Source organism: Mycobacterium senriense, from assembly GCF_019668465.1.
Lineage (GTDB): Bacteria > Actinomycetota > Actinomycetes > Mycobacteriales > Mycobacteriaceae > Mycobacterium > Mycobacterium senriense.
The window spans coordinates 2,520,726-2,543,585 of record NZ_AP024828.1 but is presented as its reverse complement, the minus strand read 5'-3'; the positions used below and the strand labels follow the sequence as shown (position 1 = coordinate 2,543,585).

22 protein-coding genes and 2 pseudogenes are annotated in these 22,860 nt (G+C 65.4%); 10 read left to right on the top strand and 14 right to left on the bottom strand.

Going from position 1 to position 22,860, the window contains the following annotated elements:
* The first annotated feature begins 58 nt into the window (after positions 1 to 58).
* From fadD3 to MTY59_RS12090, 5 genes are read left to right on the top strand one after another with little or no spacing between them, the layout of a single operon-like run.
* Positions 59 to 1,594 (top strand): 3-((3aS,4S,7aS)-7a-methyl-1,5-dioxo-octahydro-1H-inden-4-yl)propanoate--CoA ligase FadD3, encoded by a 1,536-nt coding sequence (fadD3, locus tag MTY59_RS12110; protein WP_221045842.1) that lies wholly within the window; start codon positions 59 to 61, stop codon positions 1,592 to 1,594.
* A complete protein-coding gene (locus tag MTY59_RS12105) occupies positions 1,594 to 2,739 on the top strand; it encodes an acyl-CoA dehydrogenase family protein (protein ID WP_221045841.1) in 1,146 nt (381 codons plus the stop codon). The genes fadD3 and MTY59_RS12105 overlap by 1 nt, the downstream gene beginning before the upstream one ends.
* Positions 2,736 to 3,671: an acyl-CoA dehydrogenase family protein gene (locus MTY59_RS12100; RefSeq protein ID WP_221045840.1), complete on the top strand. Its 936-nt coding sequence runs from the start codon at positions 2,736 to 2,738 to the stop codon at positions 3,669 to 3,671. Before MTY59_RS12105 ends, MTY59_RS12100 begins: the two co-directional genes overlap by 4 nt.
* The gene (ipdE2, locus tag MTY59_RS12095; protein ID WP_221045839.1) at positions 3,668 to 4,618 is read left to right on the top strand and encodes an acyl-CoA dehydrogenase IpdE2; all 951 of its coding nucleotides are present in this window, start codon (positions 3,668 to 3,670) and stop codon (positions 4,616 to 4,618) included. Before MTY59_RS12100 ends, ipdE2 begins: the two co-directional genes overlap by 4 nt.
* Positions 4,615 to 5,781, top strand: coding sequence for a pyridoxal phosphate-dependent aminotransferase (locus MTY59_RS12090; protein ID WP_221045838.1), 1,167 nt, complete (start codon positions 4,615 to 4,617; stop codon positions 5,779 to 5,781). Before ipdE2 ends, MTY59_RS12090 begins: the two co-directional genes overlap by 4 nt.
* 17 nt (positions 5,782 to 5,798) lie before the next feature.
* On the opposite strand, the gene MTY59_RS12085 is transcribed toward MTY59_RS12090, so the two are convergent.
* Positions 5,799 to 6,629, bottom strand: coding sequence for an arylamine N-acetyltransferase family protein (locus MTY59_RS12085; RefSeq protein ID WP_221045837.1), 831 nt, complete (start codon positions 6,627 to 6,629; stop codon positions 5,799 to 5,801).
* A gap of 185 nt (positions 6,630 to 6,814) precedes the next feature.
* Between MTY59_RS12085 and MTY59_RS12080 the strand changes: the two genes are divergently transcribed.
* The gene (locus MTY59_RS12080; protein WP_250160811.1) at positions 6,815 to 7,279 is read left to right on the top strand and encodes a hypothetical protein; all 465 of its coding nucleotides are present in this window, start codon (positions 6,815 to 6,817) and stop codon (positions 7,277 to 7,279) included.
* 25 nt (positions 7,280 to 7,304) lie between these two features.
* Here MTY59_RS12080 and MTY59_RS12075 read toward each other — a convergent pair whose 3' ends face one another.
* From MTY59_RS12075 to hsaA, 5 genes are all read right to left on the bottom strand, one after another.
* Complete coding sequence (locus tag MTY59_RS12075) at positions 7,305 to 8,165, bottom strand: CHAD domain-containing protein (RefSeq protein ID WP_221045836.1); 861 nt, start codon at positions 8,163 to 8,165, stop codon at positions 7,305 to 7,307.
* A 147-nt stretch (positions 8,166 to 8,312) separates the two neighbouring features.
* Positions 8,313 to 8,879: a 3-hydroxy-9,10-secoandrosta-1,3,5(10)-triene-9,17-dione monooxygenase reductase subunit gene (hsaB, locus tag MTY59_RS12070; RefSeq protein ID WP_065051754.1), complete on the bottom strand. Its 567-nt coding sequence runs from the start codon at positions 8,877 to 8,879 to the stop codon at positions 8,313 to 8,315.
* Positions 8,880 to 8,889: 10 nt separating this feature from the next.
* On the bottom strand, positions 8,890 to 9,792 hold the full coding sequence (gene hsaC / locus MTY59_RS12065; protein WP_221045835.1) for an iron-dependent extradiol dioxygenase HsaC: 903 nt from the start codon (positions 9,790 to 9,792) through the stop codon (positions 8,890 to 8,892).
* Positions 9,789 to 10,664 (bottom strand): 4,5:9,10-diseco-3-hydroxy-5,9,17-trioxoandrosta-1(10),2-diene-4-oate hydrolase, encoded by an 876-nt coding sequence (gene hsaD, locus MTY59_RS12060; protein WP_221045834.1) that lies wholly within the window; start codon positions 10,662 to 10,664, stop codon positions 9,789 to 9,791. Before hsaD ends, hsaC begins: the two co-directional genes overlap by 4 nt.
* A gap of 3 nt (positions 10,665 to 10,667) precedes the next feature.
* Entirely contained in the window at positions 10,668 to 11,852 is a 1,185-nt protein-coding gene (gene hsaA, locus MTY59_RS12055; RefSeq protein WP_221045833.1) for a 3-hydroxy-9,10-secoandrosta-1,3,5(10)-triene-9,17-dione monooxygenase oxygenase subunit, read from the bottom strand.
* A 157-nt stretch (positions 11,853 to 12,009) separates the two neighbouring features.
* On the opposite strand from hsaA, the gene MTY59_RS12050 reads away from it, so the two are divergent.
* On the top strand, positions 12,010 to 13,104 hold the full coding sequence (locus MTY59_RS12050) for a ferredoxin--NADP reductase (RefSeq protein WP_221045832.1): 1,095 nt from the start codon (positions 12,010 to 12,012) through the stop codon (positions 13,102 to 13,104).
* A gap of 45 nt (positions 13,105 to 13,149) precedes the next feature.
* Positions 13,150 to 13,683, top strand: a complete 534-nt coding sequence (locus tag MTY59_RS12045; protein ID WP_221045831.1) for a hypothetical protein — start codon at positions 13,150 to 13,152, stop codon at positions 13,681 to 13,683.
* Between the two features lie 92 nt (positions 13,684 to 13,775).
* On the opposite strand, the gene MTY59_RS12040 is transcribed toward MTY59_RS12045, so the two are convergent.
* Both MTY59_RS12040 and MTY59_RS12035 read right to left on the bottom strand, forming a co-directional pair.
* Positions 13,776 to 15,296: a wax ester/triacylglycerol synthase domain-containing protein gene (locus tag MTY59_RS12040; RefSeq protein WP_221045830.1), complete on the bottom strand. Its 1,521-nt coding sequence runs from the start codon at positions 15,294 to 15,296 to the stop codon at positions 13,776 to 13,778.
* 107 nt (positions 15,297 to 15,403) lie between these two features.
* On the bottom strand, positions 15,404 to 15,997 hold the full coding sequence (locus MTY59_RS12035) for a DUF5994 family protein (RefSeq protein ID WP_347881618.1): 594 nt from the start codon (positions 15,995 to 15,997) through the stop codon (positions 15,404 to 15,406).
* A gap of 832 nt (positions 15,998 to 16,829) precedes the next feature.
* On the opposite strand from MTY59_RS12035, the gene MTY59_RS12030 reads away from it, so the two are divergent.
* Positions 16,830 to 17,300 (top strand): DUF5994 family protein, encoded by a 471-nt coding sequence (locus MTY59_RS12030; RefSeq protein WP_221045828.1) that lies wholly within the window; start codon positions 16,830 to 16,832, stop codon positions 17,298 to 17,300.
* Between the two features lie 106 nt (positions 17,301 to 17,406).
* Here MTY59_RS12030 and MTY59_RS12025 read toward each other — a convergent pair whose 3' ends face one another.
* Positions 17,407 to 18,003 (bottom strand): DUF5994 family protein, encoded by a 597-nt coding sequence (locus MTY59_RS12025; RefSeq protein ID WP_221045827.1) that lies wholly within the window; start codon positions 18,001 to 18,003, stop codon positions 17,407 to 17,409.
* Between the two features lie 265 nt (positions 18,004 to 18,268).
* On the opposite strand from MTY59_RS12025, the pseudogene MTY59_RS12020 reads away from it, so the two are divergent.
* Positions 18,269 to 18,422, top strand: a pseudogene (locus MTY59_RS12020) (cold-shock protein).
* Positions 18,423 to 19,635: 1,213 nt separating this feature from the next.
* Here MTY59_RS12020 and MTY59_RS28070 read toward each other — a convergent pair.
* The 5 genes and pseudogenes from MTY59_RS28070 to MTY59_RS12000 form a co-directional block, all read right to left on the bottom strand.
* On the bottom strand, positions 19,636 to 19,893 hold the full coding sequence (locus MTY59_RS28070; RefSeq protein ID WP_488656282.1) for a hypothetical protein: 258 nt from the start codon (positions 19,891 to 19,893) through the stop codon (positions 19,636 to 19,638).
* A gap of 116 nt (positions 19,894 to 20,009) precedes the next feature.
* Positions 20,010 to 20,336 (bottom strand): annotated as a pseudogene (locus MTY59_RS12015) (alpha/beta fold hydrolase); the annotation flags it as partial.
* Entirely contained in the window at positions 20,333 to 21,571 is a 1,239-nt protein-coding gene (locus MTY59_RS12010; RefSeq protein WP_221046401.1) for a fatty acid desaturase family protein, read from the bottom strand. The pseudogene MTY59_RS12015 and the gene MTY59_RS12010, both read right to left, overlap by 4 nt.
* Positions 21,572 to 21,810: 239 nt before the next feature.
* A complete protein-coding gene (locus MTY59_RS12005) occupies positions 21,811 to 21,990 on the bottom strand; it encodes a DUF6131 family protein (RefSeq protein ID WP_221045825.1) in 180 nt (59 codons plus the stop codon).
* Between the two features lie 507 nt (positions 21,991 to 22,497).
* Complete coding sequence (locus MTY59_RS12000; protein WP_221045824.1) at positions 22,498 to 22,797, bottom strand: hypothetical protein; 300 nt, start codon at positions 22,795 to 22,797, stop codon at positions 22,498 to 22,500.
* Positions 22,798 to 22,860: the final 63 nt, after the last annotated feature.

Sequence of the window (22,860 nt, the reverse complement as noted above, 5' to 3'; positions counted from 1 at the left end):
TGCTTTGTTAGGCCGCCGGTGACTGCGCTTCGCGGGTGGAACTCTCTAGGAGCATTCGATGACCAACGATCCGCGCACGGTGCCCGCGGCGCTGGATCGTTTCGCGGGCCGGCTCCCCGATCACGACGCGTTGATCACCGACGAACGGTCCTTCACCGCGGCCGCGCTGCGCGACGAGGTGCACCGGGCCGCCGCCGCGCTCATCGACCTCGGCGTGCGGGCGGGCGACCGGGTGGCCGTCTGGTCGCCGAACACCTGGCATTGGGTGGTGGCCTGCCTGGCGATCCATCACGCCGGGGCGGCGATGGTGCCGCTGAACACCCGCTACACCGCCGCCGAGGCCTGCGACATCCTGGCCCGCACCAACGCGCCCGTGCTCTTCGGGATGGGCCGATTCCTCGGCCACGACCGCCTCGCCGACCTGGACCGTGCGGCGCTGCCCGCGCTGCGGTACATCGTTCGGATACCGATCGACGCCGACGACGGAACCTGGGACGAATTCGTCGCGCGCGGCAGCGACCTCGACGCGGTTGCCGCTCGCGCGTCCGCCGTCGCGCCCGACGACGTCAGCGACATCCTCTTCACCTCCGGTACCACCGGCCGCAGCAAAGGTGTGCTGTGCGCGCACCGGCAGTCGCTGTCGGCCTCGGCGGCCTGGGCGGCCAACGGCAAGATCACCAGTGACGACCGCTACCTGTGCATCAACCCGTTCTTTCACAACTTCGGTTACAAGGCGGGCATCCTGGCCTGCCTGCAGACCGGCGCGACGCTGATCCCCCACCTGACCTTCGACCCGCTGCGCGCGCTGCAAGCCATTGAGCTACACCGCATCACGGTGCTGCCGGGGCCGCCCACCATCTACCAGACGCTGCTGGACCACCCGGCGCGCAACGATTACGACCTGAGCTCACTGCGGTTCGCGGTGACCGGCGCCGCGACCGTGCCGGTCGTGCTCGTCGAACGCATGCAATCCGAACTCGACATCGACATCGTGCTGACCGCCTACGGGCTGACCGAGGCCAACGGCATGGGGACCATGTGCCGCGCCGACGACGACGCCATCACCGTGGCCACCACCTGCGGACGCCCGTTCGCCGATTTCGAACTGCGCATCGACGCCGACTCAGCCGGGGAATCGGGCGAGGTGTTGCTGCGCGGGCCGAACGTGATGCTGGGCTACCTGGAAGACCCGGAGGCCACCGCGGCCGCCATCGACGCCGACGGGTGGCTGCACACCGGTGACATCGGCGCCGTCGACGCCGCCGGCAACCTGCGGATCACCGACCGGCTGAAAGACATGTACATCTGCGGCGGATTCAACGTCTATCCCGCCGAGGTCGAGCAGGTGCTGGCCCGCATGGACGGTGTGGCCGACGCCGCCGTGATCGGGGTTCCCGACGAGCGGCTCGGCGAAGTGGGCCGGGCGTACCTGGTGACCCGGCCCGATGCCCAACTCGACGAGCAATCCGTGATCGCTTACACCCGTGAGCATCTGGCGAACTTCAAGGCACCGCGGTCGGTACGGTTCGTCGACGCGTTGCCGCGCAATGCGGGCGGCAAGGTGGTCAAACCCCAACTGCGAGAGCAGGACTGATGGATCTGGACCTCGATGAAGACACCCTGGCCTTCCGGGCCGAGGTGCGGGAATTCCTGTCGGCCAACGCCGATTCGATCCCGACGAAGTCGTACGACAACACCGAAGGCTTCGACCAGCACCGGCAGTGGGACCGCGTGCTGTTCGACGCCGGGCTCTCGGTGATCAACTGGCCGAAGAAGTACGGGGGCCGTGACGCGCCGTTGCTGCACTGGGTGGTGTTCGAGGAGGAGTACTTCCGGGCCGGCGCGCCGGGCCGGGCCAGCGCCAACGGCACCTCGATGCTGGCACCGACGCTGTTCGCACACGGCACCGAGGAACAGCGGATGCGCATCCTGCCGAAAATGGCCAGCGGCGAGGAGATTTGGGCGCAGGCGTGGTCGGAGCCCGAGTCCGGCAGCGACCTGGCGTCGCTGCGGTCCACCGCCACCCAGACCGACGGCGGCTGGCTGCTCAACGGGCAGAAGATCTGGAGCTCGCGGGCACCGTTCGCCGAGCGCGGTTTTGGGCTGTTCCGCTCCGATCCCGGCGCCGAGCGGCACAACGGGCTGACCTACTTCATGTTCGACCTGAAGGCCAAGGGCGTCACGGTGCGGCCCATCGTCCAGCTGGGCGGCGACACCGGGTTCGGCGAGATCTTCCTCGATGACGTGTTCGTGCCCGACGAGGACGTGATCGGCACCCCGCACGAGGGCTGGCGCGCGGCCATGAGCACGTCGAGCAACGAGCGCGGCATGTCATTGCGCAGCCCGGCCCGCTTCCTGGCCACCGCGGAGCGGCTGGTGCAGCTGTGGAAGGACAGCGGCTCACCCGACGCGTTCGCCGACCGGGTCGCCGACGGCTGGATCAAGGCCCAGGCCTACCGGCTGCAGACCTTCGGCACGGTGACGCGGCTGGCGCTCGGCGGCGAGCTGGGCGCCGAATCGTCGGTGACCAAGGTGTTCTGGTCTGACCTCGACGTCGAACTGCACCAGACCGCGCTCGACCTGCTCGCCGCGGACGGCGAGCTCACCGGCCGCTGGACCGAGGGCCTGCTGTTCGCGTTGGGTGGCCCGATCTACGCCGGCACCAACGAGATTCAGCGCAACATCATCTCCGAGCGGTTGCTGGGCCTGCCGCGCGAGAAGTCCGGGGGCAAGAAGTGAAATTTGCGCTAGACGAACAGCAGCGTGACTTCGCGGCCAGCATCGACGCCGCGCTCGGCGCCGCGGATCTGCCCGGCGCGGTGCGCGCGTGGTCCGCGGGCGATACCGCACCGGGCCGCAAGGTGTGGGAGCAGCTGGCCAACCTCGGCGTCACCGCCCTGGCCGTCCCGGAGAAATTCGACGGCATCGAGGCCCATTCGGTCGATCTCGTCGTCGCCATCGAGCGCCTCGGGCGTTGGTGCGTGCCGGGACCGGTGGCCGAATCCATCGCCGTGGCACCGGTATTGCTTGCCGAAGACGAGCGCTGCGCGGGATTGGCGTCCGGTGAGCTGATCGCCACCGTCGCGCTGCCGCCGCAGACGCCGCGTGCGGTCGACGCCGACGTTGCCGGCCTGGTGCTGCTGGCCGGCCAGGACGGCGTCACCGAGGCGACAGCGGGTGAGGTCCACGAGTCCGTCGACCCCAGCCGGAAGCTCTCCGACGTGTCCGCGACGGGGGCGGCGTGGCAGGCAGACGTCAAGCGCGCCTACGAATTCGGCGCACTGGCCACCGCGGCCCAGCTGATCGGTGCGGCCGAGGCGCTGCGCGACGGCGCGGTCGACTACGCCAAGCAGCGCACCCAGTTCGGCCGGGTGATCGGCTCGTATCAGGCGATCAAGCACAAGCTCGCCGACGTGCACATCGCCATCGAACTGGCCCGGCCGCTGGTCTACGGCGCGGCGTTGACGATGGACCCGCGGGATGTCAGCGCCGCCAAGGCGGCCGCATCCGAGGCGGGGCTGCTGGCGGCGCGGTCGGCGTTGCAGACCCACGGCGCAATCGGTTTCACCCAGGAACACGACCTGTCGCTGTTGCTGCTGCGCGTGCAGGCATTGCGGTCGGCCTGGGGAACGCCGGCGGGACATCGGCGGCGAGTGCTGGAGGCGCTATGACTGAAGAACGCGAGCTACTCCGCGAGACCGTCGCCGCCCTGGTGGCCAAGCACGCCGGCCCGGCGGCCGTGCGTGCGGCCATGGAGTCCGACCGCGGCTACGACGAATCACTGTGGCAGCTGCTGTGCGAGCAGGTCGGCGCGGCGGCCCTGGTGATACCCGAGGAGTTGGGCGGTGCGGGCGGCGAATTGGCCGATGCCGCAGCCGTTTTGCAGGAGCTCGGCCGCGCCCTGGTGCCCTCCCCGCTGCTGGGCACCACGCTGGCCGAGCTGGCGCTGTTGAGCGCGACCGAGCCGGACGCCGCGACGCTGGAAGACCTCGCCGAGGGCGCCTCGATCGGCGCCCTGGTGCTCGATGCCGACTACGTGGTGAACGGTGATGTCGCGGACGTCGTGGTCGCCGTCGAGGACGGCAAGGTGAGCAGGTGGACGCGGTTCGGTGCGGAGGCCGTCACCACCATGGACCCCACCCGGCGGCTGGCGCGACTGACGGCCGAGGAGACCGAGTCGATCGGCACCGACCCGGGTCTGGCGGACAGGGCGGCCGTCCTGCTGGCCGCCGAGCAGATCGGGGCCGCCGAGCGCTGTTTGGAACTGACCGTCGGATACGCCAAGGACCGAGTGCAATTCGGCCGGCCGATCGGCAGCTTCCAGGCCCTCAAGCATCGGATGGCCGACCTGTACGTCATCGTCGCCGCCGCGAAGACCGTCGTCGCCGACGCTTGCGATGATCCCACTTCCACCAACGCTGCCGCCGCCCGCCTGGCCGCCACCGAAGCGCTGAACACGGTGGCCGCCGAGGGCATCCAGCTGCACGGCGGCATCGCGATCACCTGGGAGCACGACATGCACCTGTACTTCAAGCGCGCCCACGGCAGTGCGCATCTGCTGGAGTCGTCGCAAGATTTGCTTAAGCGCCTGGCATCCGAGGTACTCAAGACGCCGTGACCGACCGTGTCTCGCTGCGCGCCGGCATCCCCCCGTTTTATGTGATGGATGTCTGGCTGGCGGCCGCGGAACGCCAGCGCAGCCACGGCGACCTGGTCAACCTGTCGGCGGGCCAGCCCAGCGTGGGGGCGCCCGAGCCGGTCCGAGCGGCCGCGGCCGCCGCCGTGCATTCCAACGAGCTGGGTTACTCGGTGTCGTTGGGCACCCCCGAGCTCCGCGCCGCGATCGCCGCGGACTATCAGCGCCAGCACGGGCTCGACGTCGAACCGGACGCGGTGGTTATCACCACGGGCTCCTCGGGCGGCTTCCTGCTCACCTTCCTGGCGTGCTTCGACGTCGGTGACCGGGTGGCGCTGGCCAGCCCCGGCTACCCGTGCTACCGAAATATCTTGTCCGCGTTGGGCTGCGAGGTGGTGGAGATCCCCTGCGGCCCCGAGACGCGTTTCCAGCCGACCGCGCAGATGCTGGCCGAGCTCGACCCGCCGGTGCAGGGGGTCATCGTGGCGAGCCCGGCCAATCCGACGGGCACCGTCATCGAGCCGGCAGAGCTGGCCGCCATCGCGTCCTGGTGCGACGCGACAGGTGCGCGGCTGATCAGCGACGAGGTCTACCACGGTCTGGTCTACGAAGGGGCACCGCAGACCAGTTGTGCGTGGCAGACATCGCGAAATGCCGTGGTGGTCAACAGCTTTTCCAAGTACTACGCGATGACCGGCTGGCGGCTGGGCTGGCTGCTGGTGCCCCCCGAGCTGCGCCGCGCGGTGGATTGCCTCACCGGGAACTTCACCATCTGCCCGCCCGTGCTGTCCCAACTCGCCGCGGTGGCGGCCTTCACCCCGGAGGCCACCGCCGAAGCCGACGGCCACCTGCATCACTACGCGACCAATCGCTCGCTGGTGCTGAACGGGCTGCGCAGCATCGGCATCGAACGCCTGGCACCGACCGACGGCGCCTTCTACGTGTACGCCGACGTCTCGGAGTTCACCGACGACTCGATGGAGTTCTGTTCAAAGTTGTTGGCAGAGACCGGTGTTGCGATCGCACCGGGCATCGACTTCGACACCACGCGCGGGAATTCGTACGTCCGGCTGTCCTTCGCGGGGCCGACGAACGACATCGAGGAAGCGATGCGGCGCCTGGGTCCCTGGCTCTCGGCCCGCTAGCGAAATGCGGCCGGGCGCTACGCGTCGAGCACCTGCGCGATGCGCGCCTCGAGCGCACCGCGGTCGCCGATGCCCGTCAGGTCGATGCCGAACCGCTCACCGAGCACGTCGACGACCGCCGCCGCGTCGTCCAAACGGATCTTCTCGCTGCCGTCGGCGCGGTGGATGGTCAGGTTGCGCCCGGCCAGGTTGTAGCGGGCGTCCTCGGTGGTCCGCGCGACCATCAGGCCGGTCACGAAGATCGAGGACGGGTGCGTGGACACGTACCAGCTGCCGACCCGCAGATCGACCTGCGGCACGGTGTTCGTGCCGAAGATGTACAGGGGTTGCCACTCGTCGCGGACCAGGGCTTGCAGGACCAGGCCGTCGCCGCGGTCGTTGAGCCGGTACGGCTCGTGCGTGGTCTGCTGGGTGTTCCCGGTCTGAAAGCGAATGGGTGAGGTCAGGGTCTGGCCACCGAACCCGACGTCGACCAGGAATGAACCCTGCGATCCCGGGAACGTCACCGCCAGCACCGTGTGCGTCTGGGCGCCCAGCGGCGTGTCGGGCGGTAGCATCCAGACCACCCGGCCGGCCAACCGCCGCACCCGAAACCCGATCTCGGTCAGCACGTACCCCATTAGGCCGTTCTGCTCGTAGCAGTAACCGCCGCGGCGACGGCGGACCAGCTTGTCGGTCAGGGCTTCCGGACTCAGGTCGTCGACCGGCACCCCCATCAGCGGGTCGAGGTTCTCGAACGGAATCGACCCCGTGTGCGCGGTCATCAGCTCCTGCAGCACCTCGAGGGTCGGCTCGGGGGCGCCGCGGTAGTTGATGCGGTCGAAGTACCCATCCAGGTCCAGCGTCATGACACCATTCTGGCCCAGTGCACCGCATCGAGCTGCCGCCTGCCTGCGGGCCCGGAGGCCATCGGCGAGAGGTCGCTGACCTCGCAGTAACCGTGCAACTGGTTTGATTCGTGCCGAAGAGGGCAACCGGCTAGGACGGGGCAGCCCGGGAATAGCAAACATCGATCGATCAAACGGAGCTCGCCATGAGTACCAACCAGATCACCTGGATTGTGATCGCCGCGGTAGCAGTCGTCTTAGTCGTCGTCCTGATCATCGTGGCCAGGCGGGCCACGATCCACCGCCGTCAGCGCGAAGCCGCACGAATCCGTCAAGAGGCCAGTGTGCAGACGCAGAAGGTTGAACGCCGTGAAGCGCTTGCCGCCGAGACGGCAGCAAAGGCGCGTGCCGCGCAGGCGGAGGCCGAGGCCAAAGCCGCGGAGGCAGCACGGCTGCAGGATCGGGCGGGCGCGCACCAGAGCGAGGCCGCCGCATCACGCGAAGAAGTCCAACAGCAGTGGGAGCGCGCCGACAGCATCGACCCGAAAGTCAAGGCCGACCCAGGCGCGGCCACGGACCAGTCCGGCGCCGAGCGCGATACCGCGTGGAGCGGGGAGCGGCCGACCGACGCCCAACAGCCCCGGCACGGCAACCACCGCGACGCGCGATAGTCGAAGCCGCGGCCCGTGTTGCCCGTCAGAGCCGCCGGGCGTCGTGACGGCATTGGCGAGCGATCTGCTGTTCGCGCGCATACATCATGCCGAAGGTAAAGCCGTTCTCTCCGACCGTGGTTCCCGCCGCCAAGCCCATCCTGCGCAGCGCTTCCGCGGCTACCACGCAGTCCTGATGATCGCCCAGCGTGCTCTGGATTCGCTTGTAGCGCTTGATGGTTCGTTTGGCGCGATTTCGCTTGCCCAACGGGTCGCAGAGTTCGGCGGCGTACCGGGCACGCTTGGCCGCTTTGCGCGCGCGGTGCAGCATCGCGGCGTCTCCGGATTCGAGCGCGGCCGCCAACCGCCGGTCCGCCTTGCGCTGTGCACGGCGCGCCCGCTGTCGCAGCGCCGCGGCCGCCACGGCCCCCGCGATGGGAGGTTCGGCGCGCCAGCGTCGCAGCGCGGCCATCATGCTCTGGTAGCGCGCGGATTCCATTGTCTCGTCGATGTGTTTGCGTGCCGGAAGCTCGATGGATGCAAAATGATCGCCGATCCGCGATTTGACCGGACCGAGGATCAGTTCGTCGGGCATGCCGTCGAGCACCTGATCGAACCGGGCGCGTTGGACTTGGCAATCGCGAACGTCGCCGAGTAATCCGGCAAACCACTTGAGTTCGGTTTCCATACCCTCGATTTCCGATGCGTCCAGCGCTTTGGCGAACACCCGCAGGGTGCTGCGCAACCTCCGGATCGCTACCCGGGTGTCGTGAATGGTGTCGTCATCCTCACCGTGGCGCAGCGCGAGGTCGCCGGCCTCTGTCCGATCGATTTGCGTATTCAGATAGTCGCCCAGCGTCCGGGTACCCCGGGCGGTGCGACCCTGTGACGGCGCGGTCGCGTGCATGCGTCACGCATTCCCGTCCGAGCGCGGGCGAAACATCGGCGTCAGAGCCAGGCGTCTCTAGAAAAGAGTTGGACGCGAAGTACCGGCCGGAGCGAATGAGTCGGGATCGCCTTACCGGTGGTCAGACACGGGGATGGCGGGGGTGGCTCAGAGCCAGGTGTCCTGCGTGGTGGTGGTCAGGAACGCTTCCAGATCGTCGCGCCACTGCGCCGGCGTCGTCTTGTCCGGCTCGATCCCGGTGTATTCGCCGCGATAGAACAACAGCGGCCGGGGCTTGATCTTCGGTGCCTCCGAAAGCGACTGCACCGCACCGAAAACCACGAAGTGATCGCCGCCGTCGTGCGCGGAGGTCACCGTGCAGTCGATGTAGGCCAGCGACCCGTCGATGATCGGCGAGCCGAGTTCGGAGGGGTGCCAGTCGATCCCGGCGAACTTGTCGGGCTCCTTGGAGCCGAACCGGGCCGAGACGTGCTTTTGCTGCTCGGTCAGCATGTTGACGCAGAACCGGCCGCTCGCCTCGATGGCCTTCCACGACCGGGACACCTTGGTGGGACAGAACAGCACCAGCGGCGGGTCCAAAGACAGCGCCGCGAAGGACTGGCAGGCGAAGCCGACTGGGGCGTCGTCGTGCACGGTGGTGATGATGGTGATCCCGGTGCAGAACTGGCCGAGCACGCTGCGGAACGTGCGCGGGTCGATCGGCGCGGCAGTCATAACCCCGAAATTACCCCTTGAAGCCGACGCTGAAGTCGTGGCCCCACAGGCTGATCGCGGTGCTTTCCCGGGCGATCCAGTCGTCGTCCTCGACTTGCCTTCCCTCGCAGCCGAATTCGACATCGAATCCGCTGGGTGTCTTCATGTAGAAGGACAGCATCAGGTCGTTGACGTGGCGGCCCAGGGTCGCCGACATCGGCACCTTCTTACGCAGCGCCCGGTCCAGGCACAGCCCGACATCGTCGGCCTCTTCGACCTCGACCATCAGGTGCACGATGCCGCTGGGGGTCTGTCCGGGCATGAACGCCAAGCTGTGGTGGCGAGGATTGCAGCCCAAGAAACGCAGCCAGGCCGGCGGGCCGTCGGCGGGCCGGCCGACCACCTGGGGCGGCAGCCGCATCGAGTCGCGCAGCTTGAAGTCCAGCACATCGCGGTAGAAATGCAGTGTCTCTTCGTCGTCGCGGGTGGTCAGCACCACGTGCCCCAGGCCCTGCTCGGCGGTGACGAACTTGTGGCCGTACGGGCTGACCACGCGGCGGTGCTCCAAGGCGGCGCCGTGGAAGACCTCGAGGCAGTTGCCCGACGGGTCGGAGAACCGGATCATCTCGTCGACCCGGCGATCGGCCAGTTCGGCGGCGGTGGCCTCCTTATAGGGCGTGCCCTCGACGTCGAGTCGGTTCCGGATCTCTTGCAGGCCAGCCGCATTCGCGCACTCCCAGCCCGCTTCGATGAGACGGTCCTGCTCGCCGGGCACGATCACCAGCCGGGCCGGAAAATCGTCCATCCGCAGATACAGCGCACCCTCGGTCGTGCCCTTGCCCTCGACCATGCCGAGGACCTTCAACCCGTACTCGCGCCAGGCCGCCATGTCGGTGGCCTCGATACGCAGGTAGCCCAGAGAGCGGATGCTCATCGCGCACCTCCCAGGAAATCGATGGTGAGCTTGTTGAACTCGTCGAACTTCTCCACCTGCGCCCAGTGCCCACATTGCCCGAAAACGTGAAGCTGTGCACGCGGAATGGTTTTCAGCGCGACCAGCGCCCCGTCCAGTGGGTTGACCCGGTCCTCGCGGCCCCAGATCAGCAGTACCGGCTGACGCAACCGGTGCACCTCGCGCCACATCATGCCGAGCTCGAAATCCGCTCCGGCGAACGACATTCCCATCGCGCGCGTCGCCGTCAGCGATTCGGGCGTGCTGGCCAACTCGAAGCGTTGGTCGATCAATTCGTCGGTGATCAGTTTCTGGTCGTAGACCATCACCCGCAGAAAAGCCTCGAGGTTTTCGCGGGTGGGGTCGGCGGAGAACTTGCCCAGCCGCTTGACGCCCTCGGTCGGGTCGGGGGCGAACAGGTTGACACTCACCCCGCCCGGCCCCATCAGCACCAGCTTGCCCGCCCGGTCGGGGTAGTCCAGCGCAAACCGCACCGCGGTGCCCCCGCCCAGCGAATTCCCAATCAGCGGAACGCGTCCCAGGCCAAGCTGGTCGAAGAGACCCTTGAGGGCCCGCGCCGCGTAGTGGTTGAACTGCCCGTGCTCGGTGCGCTTGTCGGAGTGGCCGTAGCCGGGCTGGTCGACGGCCAGCACGTGGAACTGCTGCGCGAGCACCGGGATGTTGCGCGAGAAGTTTGTCCAACTCGCCGCGCCCGGGCCACCGCCGTGCAGCAGCACCACCGTCTGCTCGTTGCCCACGCCGGCCTCGTGGTAGTGCAGCTTCAGTGGCCCATCCACGTCCACCTCTGCGAAGCGCGAGGTGGACTCGAAGGTCAATTCCTCGGTCGCAGTCACTGATCAGACCATGGTGTCGCCGGGCGGCAACCCGAACTCGTTGTTCCCGAAGATCTGGTAGGCCCGCTCGGGGTCGTTGGCCGCGTGCACCCGGCCGGCGTGGGCGTCGCGCCAGAACCGTTGCACCGGTTGGTCGTTGCCCAGGGCCGTGGCACCGGAAGCCTCGAACAGCCGGTCGATGGAGGCGATCGCGCGGCCGGTGGCGCGCACCTGGTCGCGGCGAGCGCGGGCACGCAGGTCGAACGGGATCTCCTTGCCGGCCGACAGCAGCGCGTACTCGTCGGCGACGTTGCCGCTCAGCTGGCGCCATGCCGCGTCGATGTCGCTGGCCGCTTCGGCGATGCGAACCTTGGCGAACGGGTCGTCCTTGGCCTTCTCACCGGCGAACGCGGCGCGCACCCGCTTGCCCTGGTGCTCGACGTGCGCGTCGTACGCGCCGTAGGCCATGCCGACAATCGGCGCCGAGATGGTGGTGGGATGCATTGTGCCCCAAGGCATCTTGTAGACCGCGGCGGTGTTGTTCTCGTACCCACCCGCGGTGCCGTCGTTCATCGCCTTGTACGACAGGAACCGGTGCCGCGGCACGAACACATCCTTGACGACGACGGTGTTGCTGCCGGTGCCGCGCAGGCCGACGACATGCCACACGTCGTCGATGCGGTACTCGCTGCGCGGGATCAGGAAGCTGCCGAAGTCGACCGGCCGGCCGTCCTTGATCACCGGACCGCCGAGGAACGCCCACGTCGCGTGGTCACACCCCGACGACCAGTTCCACGAACCGTTGACCAGGTAGCCGCCGTCGGTCACCACGCCCGCACCCATCGGGGCATACGACGACGAGACCCGGGTCGTGGGGTCCTCGCCCCAGACCTCCTCCTGCGCCTGCTGGTCGAACAGCGCCAGGTGCCAGTTGTGCACGCCGATGATCGAGCTCACCCAGCCGGTGGAACCACACGCGCTGGCGAGCCGCCGCACCGCCTCGTAGAACAGCGTCGGATCGCACTGCAACCCGCCCCACTGCTCGGGCTGCAACAGGGTGAAGAAGCCCACATCCTGAAGGTCCTGAACGGTCTCGTCGGGCAGCCGCCGCAGGTCCTCCGTCGCCTGAGCGCGTTCGCGAATCTGCGGGAGCAGATCATCGATGCCAGCCAAAACCGACTGCGCATCACGCTGTTGAATGGACGTCACTTACGTTTGCCTCCTGCGCCAGACTTACTCAGCGGACTTACACCAGAGACTAGAACACGTTCCGATTTGTGTCGAGCAGGGTATTCCTGCGGCTGGTAGCGATACGAATCCGCTTTTCTGTAACATGTTCTAGTTGCAACGAAAGGAAGGGAGGGCCTTGACCGAGGCTGATCCGGACCAAACACCCGACGAGCCACTCGGTGACCACGTCCTTGAACTGCAGGTCGCCGAGGTCATCGCAGAGACCGACGATGCGCGGTCCCTGGTGTTCGCGGTGCCCGACGACGTGGGCGACCCCGAAATCCCGCCCGAGCGGCTACGGTACGCGCCGGGCCAGTTCCTGACGCTGCGCGTTCCTAGCGAGCGCACCGGCTCGGTGGCCCGCTGCTATTCGTTGTGCAGCTCGCCGTTCACCGACGACGCTCTGACGGTCACGGTCAAACGCACCTCGGACGGTTACGCCTCCAACTGGCTGTGCGACCACGCGCACAAAGGCATGCGGATCCACGTGCTGGCCCCGTCGGGCAACTTCGTGCCCAAAACGCTGGGCGACGACTTCCTGTTGATGGCCGCCGGCAGCGGGATCACCCCGATCATGTCGATCTGCAAGTCGGCCCTGGCCGAGGGCAGCGGGCAGGTGACGCTGGTCTACGCCAACCGCGACGAAAATTCGGTGATCTTCTCCGACGCCCTGCGGGAGCTGTCCGCCAAATATTCCGACCGGCTCACGGTGCTGCACTGGCTGGAATCGCTGCAGGGCCTGCCCAGCGTGGCCGCGCTGGCCAAGCTGGCCGCCCCCTACACGGATCGGCCCGTCTACATCTGCGGCCCTGGCGCCTTCATGGACTCGGCGAAAGAAGCGCTGCACACGCTGAAAGTGCCTGCGCCGCAGATACATATCGAAGTGTTCAAGTCGCTGGAGTCTGACCCGTTCGCGGAGGTGAAGATCGAGGACACCGCCGAAGGTGACGAGCCGCCGGCGACCGCGGTGGTCGAGCTGGATGGCGAAACCCACACCGTGTCGTGGCCGCGCAACGCCAAGCTGCTCGACGTCCTGCTGGCCAAGGGCCTCGACGCGCCCTTCTCCTGTCGCGAGGGTCACTGCGGCGCGTGCGCGTGCACGCTGCGCAAGGGCGACGTGAGCATGGAGGTCAACGACGTGCTCGAGCAGCAGGATCTGGACGAGGGCCTGATTCTGGCCTGTCAATCTCACCCGGAATCTGATTCGGTAGAAGTCACCTACGACGAATAGTCGCGGGGTTAAGTTCACCCCGGGGTCAGAGGGAAAGGAACATCGATGATGCGGCTGGTATCGGGATTCGCAGTCGTCGCAGTGATGCCGATGTTTCTGCCCGCCGCGGTGTGCGCGGCGGCGAGCAACACCGCCACCACGCTGTTCCCCCTGGATGGCCCCAACCAACTGGAGACGCGCGTCATCCTCAATTGCTTCAAGGCCGATGGCCACTGCGACTTCACCGCCGGGGCGGACATGTTGACGCCCGGTGGGGTGACCGGCTTCCCGCCCAGCCTGTGGGCCCGGCAAACCACCGAGATCCGCTCCTCGAACCGGCTGGCCTACCTCGACGCGCACGCCGACGGCCAGTACGAGCGGGTGATGAAGTCGATGGGTTCCGACGAGATCACCACGATCTACATGGGTGAGGGCCCGCCGGAGAAGTACCAGACCAACGGGCGCATCGACTCCACCGACTGGCAGACCGGCCAGCCCAAGACCGACAACAACGTCATCGCCTGCACGCACATTCAGGTCGTCTACTCCGGGGTCAACATCACGTCGCCGAGCACCTGCGCGGTCACCACGTTCTCCTGAAATCCGGGCGAGCCAGCGGTTTATCTCCCCATTCGTAAGATGCGAGCCGAAACATCCCGATAGGCTGCGGCACTCGTGGATCCCACCGGGACTTACCTGAACGTGTCATAGCTTCTACCCCGTGGACGATTCGCGGGGTGTGTCGTCATCTCACTGACAACGGAACGGCCTTGTCCGCGAGGAGATTCCTTTGCTGCGGACAGCAAAACATCGACAGAGCGCGCGATTCCGGTGGCGATATCGTCGACTCCAGGCACGCTGTCGGGGCATGCGCAAACGCTCACGTCCAGCTTCTCACCATGGGAGGTCAGCGCAACGTTCAGCCCACCCCCCTCGGCTAGTGGCGCTACGCTATGCATACCGACGACCTTGGCGCCGGCGCAATACGCCGGCACCGGCCCATTGGCGATGTAGGAGACGCTGCCGTGACAGATCGGCTCGAACCGGTGCCGCAGACCTGATCGTGTGTAGAGCTGCGTACCGACGCGAGCTACGCTCGGTGGCATAAGCGACGCCAGCGTCGCCACATCAACTGTAGGACAACCCTTTTGATTGCTTCCGCCGCGGATGGCGTTCAGCCGTTCGGTGGCGGTATGCAGATTGGCGAGGACCTGCACAGGGTCGTCGAGGTGCACCGGGATGCGAAGTCGCCCCACAGTCAGCGACTTACCGATGTGTGGCGGATCCGTGGCCGGTAACTCGAACGGCATCCGCATGAGCAGCGGATCGTCGGGCACCTTGTCGTGCTGTTGCAGCCAAGCGCGCAGTGACAGCGTGCAGGCGGCTAGCACAACGTTGGGGATGCTGCCGCCGAACGCGTCGCTGACCGTCTTCACGTCTGCCAGCCGGATCGAGGCAAAGGCGACTGCGCGCCGCTCGGTCGGTGGCGCGTTGAATGCGGTGTGCGGCACCGGCCCGCTCATTGGCGATGCTGTCGGCGCCATGGAGTCCCGTCCAGCGGTGCCGGACAGCCGATCCCGTAGTGCCCGCAGCACACCAGACATGGTCTGAGCAGCCAGCCACAGGCCCGTGACATGGTTCTCGGCGATCTCGCTCACCACATCGGTAACGACGTCGCCGGCGGACGGCGCCGAGCCGAGGCTAGGCTCGGCCGGCAGATTATTTGTCGCGTCGGCGTGCGGCAAAGTCGTCAGCAGCCGCGGCCACAGAGACGCCATCCCTGCCGCTCCGTCATTCAGCACAGGCGACGTCTTCACCGCCAATGCCCAGCGGCCGCCCGCCAGACCGTCGATACTCCACGCTTCCCAGAGCCGGTCACGGGAATCGTGACGCGCCGTACTTAGGTCGCCGATGAGATCGGCCAACTCGCGCCGGCCACCGGGGGCGCGAACTGTTGCGCAATGGATCTGCGGAGAGGCGTCATAGTCCTCGATCTCGGCCCATAGCGGCTGCCCGAGACCTAGGGGCTTGTCCACCAATCGGCTGCGAAAGCGCGCCATCTGCGGCAGCGACGCCACCACCAGTTGGTGTAGCCGATGGTGGCTGAAGCGATCGGGCGCGTCGATGATGACCAGCGTGACCGTGTGGGCAGGCATCTTCGAGCTCTGGGTATGCAGCGACAACGCATCGATCCCCAACAATCGCGCAACCATCAGCGCACCATCCCCTTTCCAACGAATCCTTGTGCGCCGCTGCCCCTAACGACCACCATGCCGCCCGGCGAAGGGATAAACAACGACTGTTGCAATGGATGACCTAGTTATGGTGCGGTGGAGCGCCGCGGTATGGAAAAGGCGCCGGAACAAACTGCCGCAGGGTCGAGGATCGATCGTGACGCTTCGACCGGTTTGGCGTTGCATTGCGAATCCCAGCGCTCACGCGCGGCGTCCCGCTCGGTGCGGCTTTCCCTGTCCTGCACGCTGATCATGAGCAGGGTGTCGACGCTTGACGCGTTGCCCGACGCGGCGGCTGCCATCACAATCGCGTGCGCCTGGTCTGGATCGATGTGAGCCGGGACGACCAGGAAGACGAGCTTGTTGCCTTTGGCGTCAAGGACTTCGACCGTGTTGGGGTGCTGGCCACGGGATCCGTCAAGGTGGACCGCACGCTCGCTGGTGACGAGTTCAGTAGGCGTCGTTGCCCATTCGCCGGGGTGATACATCACCTGGCCGACGGCACCCAGGCGCCCCGACAGAACCTCGATCAGATCCGGCAGCTCCATCATCAGGTCATCGCTGCGTGGCCACCATGCGCCATCCACATGCCCGCTGCCATGCGCCTTGGGTTTCAATCGAAACCGCGGCATGCGGAAGTTCCGCGTGCCGTCCAAATTCACTCCGTTGCCGACTTTCACTCGCGTCATAGCGGACGCTCCCGTCTGGACCGCGAGACCGGCCAAATCATTCGAATCGGCGATGACGCAACCATGACGGTCACGAACGGAAGACCCCCGACGCTTCTTCCACGCTACGCCGGCTTGGTCTGGAACCAAGGGGCGCCGGCAGCCGCGCCGCCGCCACTGTTCCCGGCGACACCAGCTCAGCTGTCGCAAACCACGAGGCGGGCCACGGAAGCGAGTAACGCCTGACTTCGGCACTTGCCCAGGAGCTGTTGAGCCCGCAGGCCCGCGCCGAATTATCGGCTTTATCGGAGACGTACTGCGTTGGCGCACACAGTAGAGCATCGACGGCGGCCAGTCTGGTGCTGACTGCTTAACACCCAGTTGCAAACCAACGGCCATCTAGCAACGGACTACAAACGCAACCTGCTCGATCAATTGCTGACTCCCACGGTATGGTCAAATACGGCAAAAACAAAACGACTCGAAGGTCAGCCACAGCCACCACTGGGTACAGCGCTCACCGTGTCGCCGCAACCTAATTCGGCTCTCGCAGCTCGGGCGCAAGCCTGACCGACTGACGGGATCAAGCGACCTCATCGACAAATCCGGGGGAAACTTTGCTCTCCAGCGAAGTGTCTGCCGTGATCACGCCCGCCGGGTAGCGACCCGTCGGCGGTGCTGCTATGCGTGCGCGATGCGCGGCAGCCGCCGTACCCGCCTACCCTCTCGACAGCGCGTGTAGCGTAGGAATCATCGGCGATATTCCGTACCTGACTAATCAATGCCATGTCGTCGCCGAGTCGAATGAATTGACCGGTCTCGCGGTCAAGACGGGAGCGTCACTTTGACGCTGAAAAAAGACCAAACGGACGCCGCGCACCGGCATACCCCGCCCGCACACACGCCGCGCCTGAGGCTGAAATCCAAAGCGCCGACGAGCGGATACGTCGACGGTGCATGGTGGCCGCACAGTGACGACCTCACTGCAGAGCTGCCAGACTTGTTATCGGTCCTCTCGGTTCGGCTCGGACCGATCGGCCGCGTGATCTACAACGTCAACGAATGGGCAACGCCGCCAAAGAAAATCGCGACCGGCGGGCGAACGGTACGTATCGACGGATATCGCCGCCAGCCGGCCAGCACCGTCGAAGTGCTTGGCCTTAATTCCGGCAGAATCGTCTTATTGGTTGTCTCCCTGCAGGCTGACTCAGCCCAGGCACACGCCATTATGATGACCGCAGCCGGCCCGAGCAATGCCTCGGCGGTCGAGAACCTCCTCGCGACAAGCGCTGCCGACGCGGAAACTTCCACATAAGCCTGTCCGTAAAGCCCTAGATCTCAACGATCCGCACAGCACGTCGCCGACACGGGACGCGCGTCGGGCGGACCGGGCTCGGCTCAATCCCGACGGTCTTGGGGCATCACCGCGCAATCCGCCGCGCGCCCCGCGCTTCGAACATTTGCTCGCCTCGGGCCAAGCGAACGATCGATTCGGCTACCTGAAAGCCGCGAGAATTGCGAGGCGCCTCGAATACGGGCAGGCCTGCGGCCTGGCGTAACACCATCACCGCGAGTGCGGCACCGGTCCGGTGGGGAACGATCAAAAGGGTCGCCCGCCCATCGCGGCCGCCAACCGTCATAACGTGTGGGCGTATCCCCTGCCACCAGTCCCAATTCAGGTCGTGCTGGCGTTGCAACGATGGCCAGTTGACGTCTATTTCGCTGATCTGACCCAATCGGGCGTCCAAGACAAAGACCAACTCGGTCAGCTCTCGCGAGATCATCCCGGTACGGGGCCACCAGGCGCCATCGATCTTGTTCCCGAGCCGGTATGCGAGAGTGAGCCGCACCGGGCTGGTGGGGCGCCGGGGCCCTGCCGTACCGATCGTGTATGCCGAGCGATCCGTCAACGGGGAAGCCGTCCACTCGTCCCGCTGCCCCAACGAGTCTGCGGTCACATCTGTTACCGAAATCGGTTGGGATGCAATGGCACCGCTCGGCGGTCCTGCTCGCTTCATCAAGCACCCTTCGCAGTTCGATCGATTCAGCCCGCGAAACGGGCCGACGGAGAAATCACATTGCGGGTGATCTCGATGGGAATGCCGTGGAAGGCACCGAGGCTACCGCTGACAACGAAACGGCTCGCCAACGTTACGCCACAATTCGCTCTGGTGGGGCCCTACCAGGTGCGAAACCGTCGTCGCGCGCCATTGAGGTTCGTGCCGTCGCCACCCCAGTGGAGTTAGCCCTTTTCGGATCCGGGACGTGCGCGTCGTACTGCGCATGTGCACAGTCAAATGGTTCAACAACGACAAAGGTTTCTGGTTTCATCGCCCCTGACGGCGGCGCAAAAGATGTATCCGCCCACCATTCCGATATCCAGGGGGACGACTTTCGCTCCCCTGAGAAAAACCAGCGAGTCCAGTTCGACTCGTAAGTCAACACCGGGTGCTTTGAGCAACGGTCGAGTGAGTCCCGTTGGAAGGCAAGCGCGCTCGGCGAAACTAGGGACAACCACCCTGTAACTGATCGGCATCACCCTCGCCGCATGAAACCCGCGTTTCTCGTCCAGGAGACGCTGCACGCGTATTCGTCGCTTTCGATCCCCGAGATGGCCACAGCTGTCCTGGCTGACCAAATGCCGCAATATGTGTCGGGCATACCGTCGAATCTAAGGTCATCGCGGCGCGCCGTAGTCCGGCGGTTTCGCATCCGGGCAAGAGGCGTAAAGGTGGCGTATCGTTCGGCAAACGCCGGTTACGGAGCCATGCGGCCCGGCGTCTCTAGCGCCGCCGGCACCAGAACGCCAGTCCCGTGCTCCCCATGTTTTGTCCGCTGATCGGCCGCGCCGCCTTCGGAATCCCATGTCGACTCCGCCGCAGCAGTTTGTCTGCGCTCCGCGGTGCGGCGCATTCCCGCACGAAGCACATCCCCGGCGGTCAGATACGGCCTGGCGCTGGCCGTAGTCGTCGATCTGCTCACGCCGGCAGCGTTGGCAGTAACTGGTCCTTCGAGTACGTACGTCATCTCATCTCTTTCTCTATTTAGCCGCAAAAGCGAGCCGGCTGGTTTGGGTCGGCTGTCAATGGCGCGCATCGCCGATAACGCTTTGCGGCGCTGCTGATTACGCTGCAGCCCGAAGACCGCTACCAGGTGTGCAGCGGCGGGCGGGCCGGGTGTGCAAGGTGGCGCGCTTCGCCTTGTCATTGCGGCCCTGTCAGGAGAAATCCACAACCACCAACTTGGGGTTCGCACCTTCTCAGGTGGGCCCCGAGGATCGGCCACGCCTCCGCTAGGTGCCGACGATTCTTCTCTGTCAATCCCGTACGTAGATGAAAGGCGTTTCCGCCGTGGACATCTAGCTGTTCTTCTTCGGAGTTATTCATTGTGACCCGTTTGGGCGTCCCGGTGTCCCACAGGCAAAGACGTGTGGCAACGGCTGAGTCGATGATGCTAGAGCAACCGAGCGTTTCCCTTCCGTGGCAGTGTCCGCCGTTGACCGGAGGCGTGCGCCGAGGTGTTCGAGATTGCCGCAACGCGTGTCGTCGCGCGGCGACCGGCCTTGCGTCCCTCGGACCAAGCTGAATCGAATTCACGACACCAGCAAACTCAGGAGAGCGCCCGCTTCTATTCGCTTTCGATCTCGGCGCTCAGTCAAATCGCTTGTGAGATATCGTCTCAACACCGGCCGTATGTCGCATGTAGGCAAGCAAGACGATGACGAATCGGCCCTTCTCGACTTGGCTTCGGACAAGCCCGACGGCGGGGGACACTAAGGCGCGGTGCGGGCTGGGCAGGACCCTTAGGTCAAGCCCGGGGTCCCATTGTTTCCAGAGCGCGCAGAGCCGGCGGGTGGTGTCGGGGTCGGTGTCGACGGCGACCGGGACGACTTCGCCGCCAAGCCGCATCGCCACCTGCAACGCACACACGACGACCTTGCTGATTGTGACGACCGGGACTATGACCAGCGCTTCGCCGCACGGCCTCCCAACGGGTTTGGGTGGCAGCTGGCCGAGATCCAATTGTGCGGCGACACCGTTGTAGTAGCGTTCGATCCGATCGAAGAGGAGCATCCCACGGTCGCCCGCCTGATGCGGAGTTCATCGAGCAGATCACGCAGCAACGCCGCGAACGCACCCAGCGAATAGTCACCGCGCGGCTTGGCGGATTCACCGTGCCCCAACAGGTCCGGTGCCACCATCCGATACTTCTTCGACAATTCGGGAATGACCGCCCGCCAGGTCGCCGAGCTTCCGGCCATGCCATGAATCAACAGCAGCGCCTCGCCGGCCCCGGCGTCTCGATAGGAAAGGCGTTCACCGTGCAAATCGACATAGTTCATCTCGGTCACTTGAACCGCCATTGGCGGACCGCTGCGATGGCCGTCTTGAGACCGCGGCGGCGTCCTGTCGCTAGGTCGGTCCCGGCGAAACCAGGTTCCAGTTGGCTAAACATTCGCTCGCTGCGAGTCTCGGGCGCGTCGTCGGCGGTGTCGCGCAAGTAGCGGTCCGGCAGCGACAGTTTCGCGATGGTGCGCCAAGTCTTGGCGTACTGCATCAGGAATGAGCCAGTGGTGTAAGGCAAGTCGTACTTGTCGCAGACTTCACGCACTCGCACCGCGATCTCATGCAGCCGGTTGCTGGGCAGATCGGGGTAAAGGTGGTGCTCGATTTGGTGACACAGGTTGCCGCTCATAAACCGCAGCGCCGGTCCGGCTTCGAAGTTGGCACTGCCCAGCATCTGGCGCAGATACCACTGACCCTTCGTTTCGTCGATCGTGTCGTTTTTGGTGAATTTCTCTGCGCCATCAGGGAAATGCCCACAGAAGATGACCGCGTTGGCCCAGATGTTGCGGATCACGTTAGCCGCCATGTTGGCCGTCAACGTCGATTTGTAGGTCGCGGCCGGCGATAGCGAGGTGAGCGCAGGCAACGCGACATAGTCCTTGACCACCTGCCTGCCGGCCTTGGCTGAAAACTCGCGCACCTGCTCGACGGTCATTGCACGGTCCGTGCCGGCCTTGAAGACCTTGCCGAAGTCTATGGGCTGCAAGCCAATTCCCCACTCAAATCCGAGCGCGAGGATGGCGTTGAACAACAGGTTGCCGATGTTGAAGGGCTCCCAGGGTTGGTCGCGGGTAACTCGAAGCACGGTGTAGCCGACGTCGTCATCCATGCCGAGGATGTTGGTGTACTTGTGGTGCTGAAAGTTGTGGGTGAAGCGCCAGTGTTTTGACGCCCCACTCATGTCCCACTCCCACGTCGAGGAATGGATCTCGGGATCGTTCATCCAGTTCCACTGACCGTGCATGACATTGTGGCCGATCTCCATATTCTCGATGATCTTGGCCAGGCCGAGTGTCACCGTCCCGCCCCACCAGGCCCAGCGTTTCGAACTGCCGGTCAGCATGAGCCGGCCGACGACATCGAGGGCGCGTTGCGCCGCGATAGTGTGGCGGATGTAGTGGGCGTCGTGCTCGCCCAGGGAATCCTCGATTTCCAGCCGGACCGCGTCCAGCTCGACGGCCAGATTCTCGACATCGGCGTCGGTCAGGTGCGCGAACGCCGGAATGTTTGTAATTGCCAATGTGTTCCCTTCCGTGCTTGTTGGGTTCCCAGCGTCATAAGCCACCGACAAAAGCCCAGCCGCGATAAGCGAGGCCACTACTTTCGGTGGCTCGATTCGACCAAATGCTGGGCTGCGAAGTTCAGCCGCAGACGGTCAACAGTCTGCGGTTGCTTCTGGTTGGCGGACTTAGCTCGTGAGGCCGCCGGCTCGCGCCGATGAGCGGCCGAGCCGGGTAGCCACTGCTATACCTGGCCGGGTCAGTAGTAGTGGCGGCGGCCGCCGACGGCGTGCCCCATCCGTCCCACCACTGCGAGTAACAGTCCGACGACAAGGAGGATTACCCCAATGACCAAGCAAATATGAGCGTAGGCGAAGGTGGGGACGAGGGCAGGCAGGAGGAGCCCGAGGACGATAAGAACGATTCCGAGAGTGATCATGATATCTACCTAATTTCTGGAGAGATGTTTGGGAGAATTTCCGGGGTCAGTGCCTGAAGGTGGTCATTTAGCTTGGTCCCCAGCTGATTTGAATTGTCCTGTCGACAAGCCGACGGACACGGACCGGGGTGAACGCGGAGTTGGTGGTCATCGGAGGTCCCGGGTAACGAGGGGATGACTGGAATGCATGTCGTCTCGACCGCTCAGTCAGGTATCGGAATGTACGGCGCGAGCTGAAGCTCATCGAGTTCGGCGGCGTACAGCTAAACTCTTTCCGGACTGGCTGAAGGACTCAGCAACAACAACGTTACCCTTCTGGGGGATCCGCGGCTAGTCGACCGTCGAGTGCCGGCGCGAGCGCGGTGGTGAACGCAGGTGTGCAGCCAGATGGTGAGGACTCGGCGGCGTTTTGGCGCGGGGCCCCCGGGGCGGGCCAGGCGACGCACCATCACTGCACCTTTGACTTATACCAATTCCCGATATTTGGCGGATCCTCAGAACGGACAGTCAGATTCGGTACCCCCATACGGGACCGTTGTTGCCCACGGGCTGTTTCCCAACATCTTGCCCTACAACCGTCGGCACACCGGCAGTGTTCAGCTTCGTCAGTTTCAACGGCCGCTCGCTGATCGACAACGCGCCGAAGGTAATGACCACCCTGGCGATGAACACGCCCGTCGCCCAGGAAATCGGGCCCGAATCCGTCACCGCGAGACCTGCCACCCGGCCCGAGGCCACCCTCATCACCGTGTGCTCGGGTCTGAATTCACGGTTAGCTTGGACGCCAGCATAATTCGGATCTTCCATGCTGCGATCGAGTCGTCCGTTGTCGCTGCTGTGTCGCAGGTGGACCTGGATTGTTGTTACGCA

Coding starts and splice junctions, on each gene's coding strand:
- MTY59_RS12045 (WP_221045831.1), top strand. CDS start 13,150: ATGATGCGGCTGGTATCGGGATTCGCAGTCGTCGCAGTGATGCCGATG.
- MTY59_RS12105 (WP_221045841.1), top strand. CDS start 1,594: ATGGATCTGGACCTCGATGAAGACACCCTGGCCTTCCGGGCCGAGGTG.
- ipdE2 (WP_221045839.1), top strand. CDS start 3,668: ATGACTGAAGAACGCGAGCTACTCCGCGAGACCGTCGCCGCCCTGGTG.
- MTY59_RS12005 (WP_221045825.1), bottom strand. CDS start 21,990: ATGATCACTCTCGGAATCGTTCTTATCGTCCTCGGGCTCCTCCTGCCT.
- MTY59_RS12085 (WP_221045837.1), bottom strand. CDS start 6,629: ATGACGCTGGACCTGGATGGGTACTTCGACCGCATCAACTACCGCGGC.
- MTY59_RS12000 (WP_221045824.1), bottom strand. CDS start 22,797: ATGGAAGATCCGAATTATGCTGGCGTCCAAGCTAACCGTGAATTCAGA.
- MTY59_RS12075 (WP_221045836.1), bottom strand. CDS start 8,165: ATGCACGCGACCGCGCCGTCACAGGGTCGCACCGCCCGGGGTACCCGG.
- fadD3 (WP_221045842.1), top strand. CDS start 59: ATGACCAACGATCCGCGCACGGTGCCCGCGGCGCTGGATCGTTTCGCG.
- MTY59_RS12025 (WP_221045827.1), bottom strand. CDS start 18,003: ATGAAGCGAGCAGGACCGCCGAGCGGTGCCATTGCATCCCAACCGATT.
- MTY59_RS12040 (WP_221045830.1), bottom strand. CDS start 15,296: ATGGTTGCGCGATTGTTGGGGATCGATGCGTTGTCGCTGCATACCCAG.
- MTY59_RS28070 (WP_488656282.1), bottom strand. CDS start 19,893: ATGCGGCTTGGCGGCGAAGTCGTCCCGGTCGCCGTCGACACCGACCCC.
- MTY59_RS12080 (WP_250160811.1), top strand. CDS start 6,815: ATGAGTACCAACCAGATCACCTGGATTGTGATCGCCGCGGTAGCAGTC.
- hsaC (WP_221045835.1), bottom strand. CDS start 9,792: ATGAGCATCCGCTCTCTGGGCTACCTGCGTATCGAGGCCACCGACATG.
- hsaB (WP_065051754.1), bottom strand. CDS start 8,879: ATGACTGCCGCGCCGATCGACCCGCGCACGTTCCGCAGCGTGCTCGGC.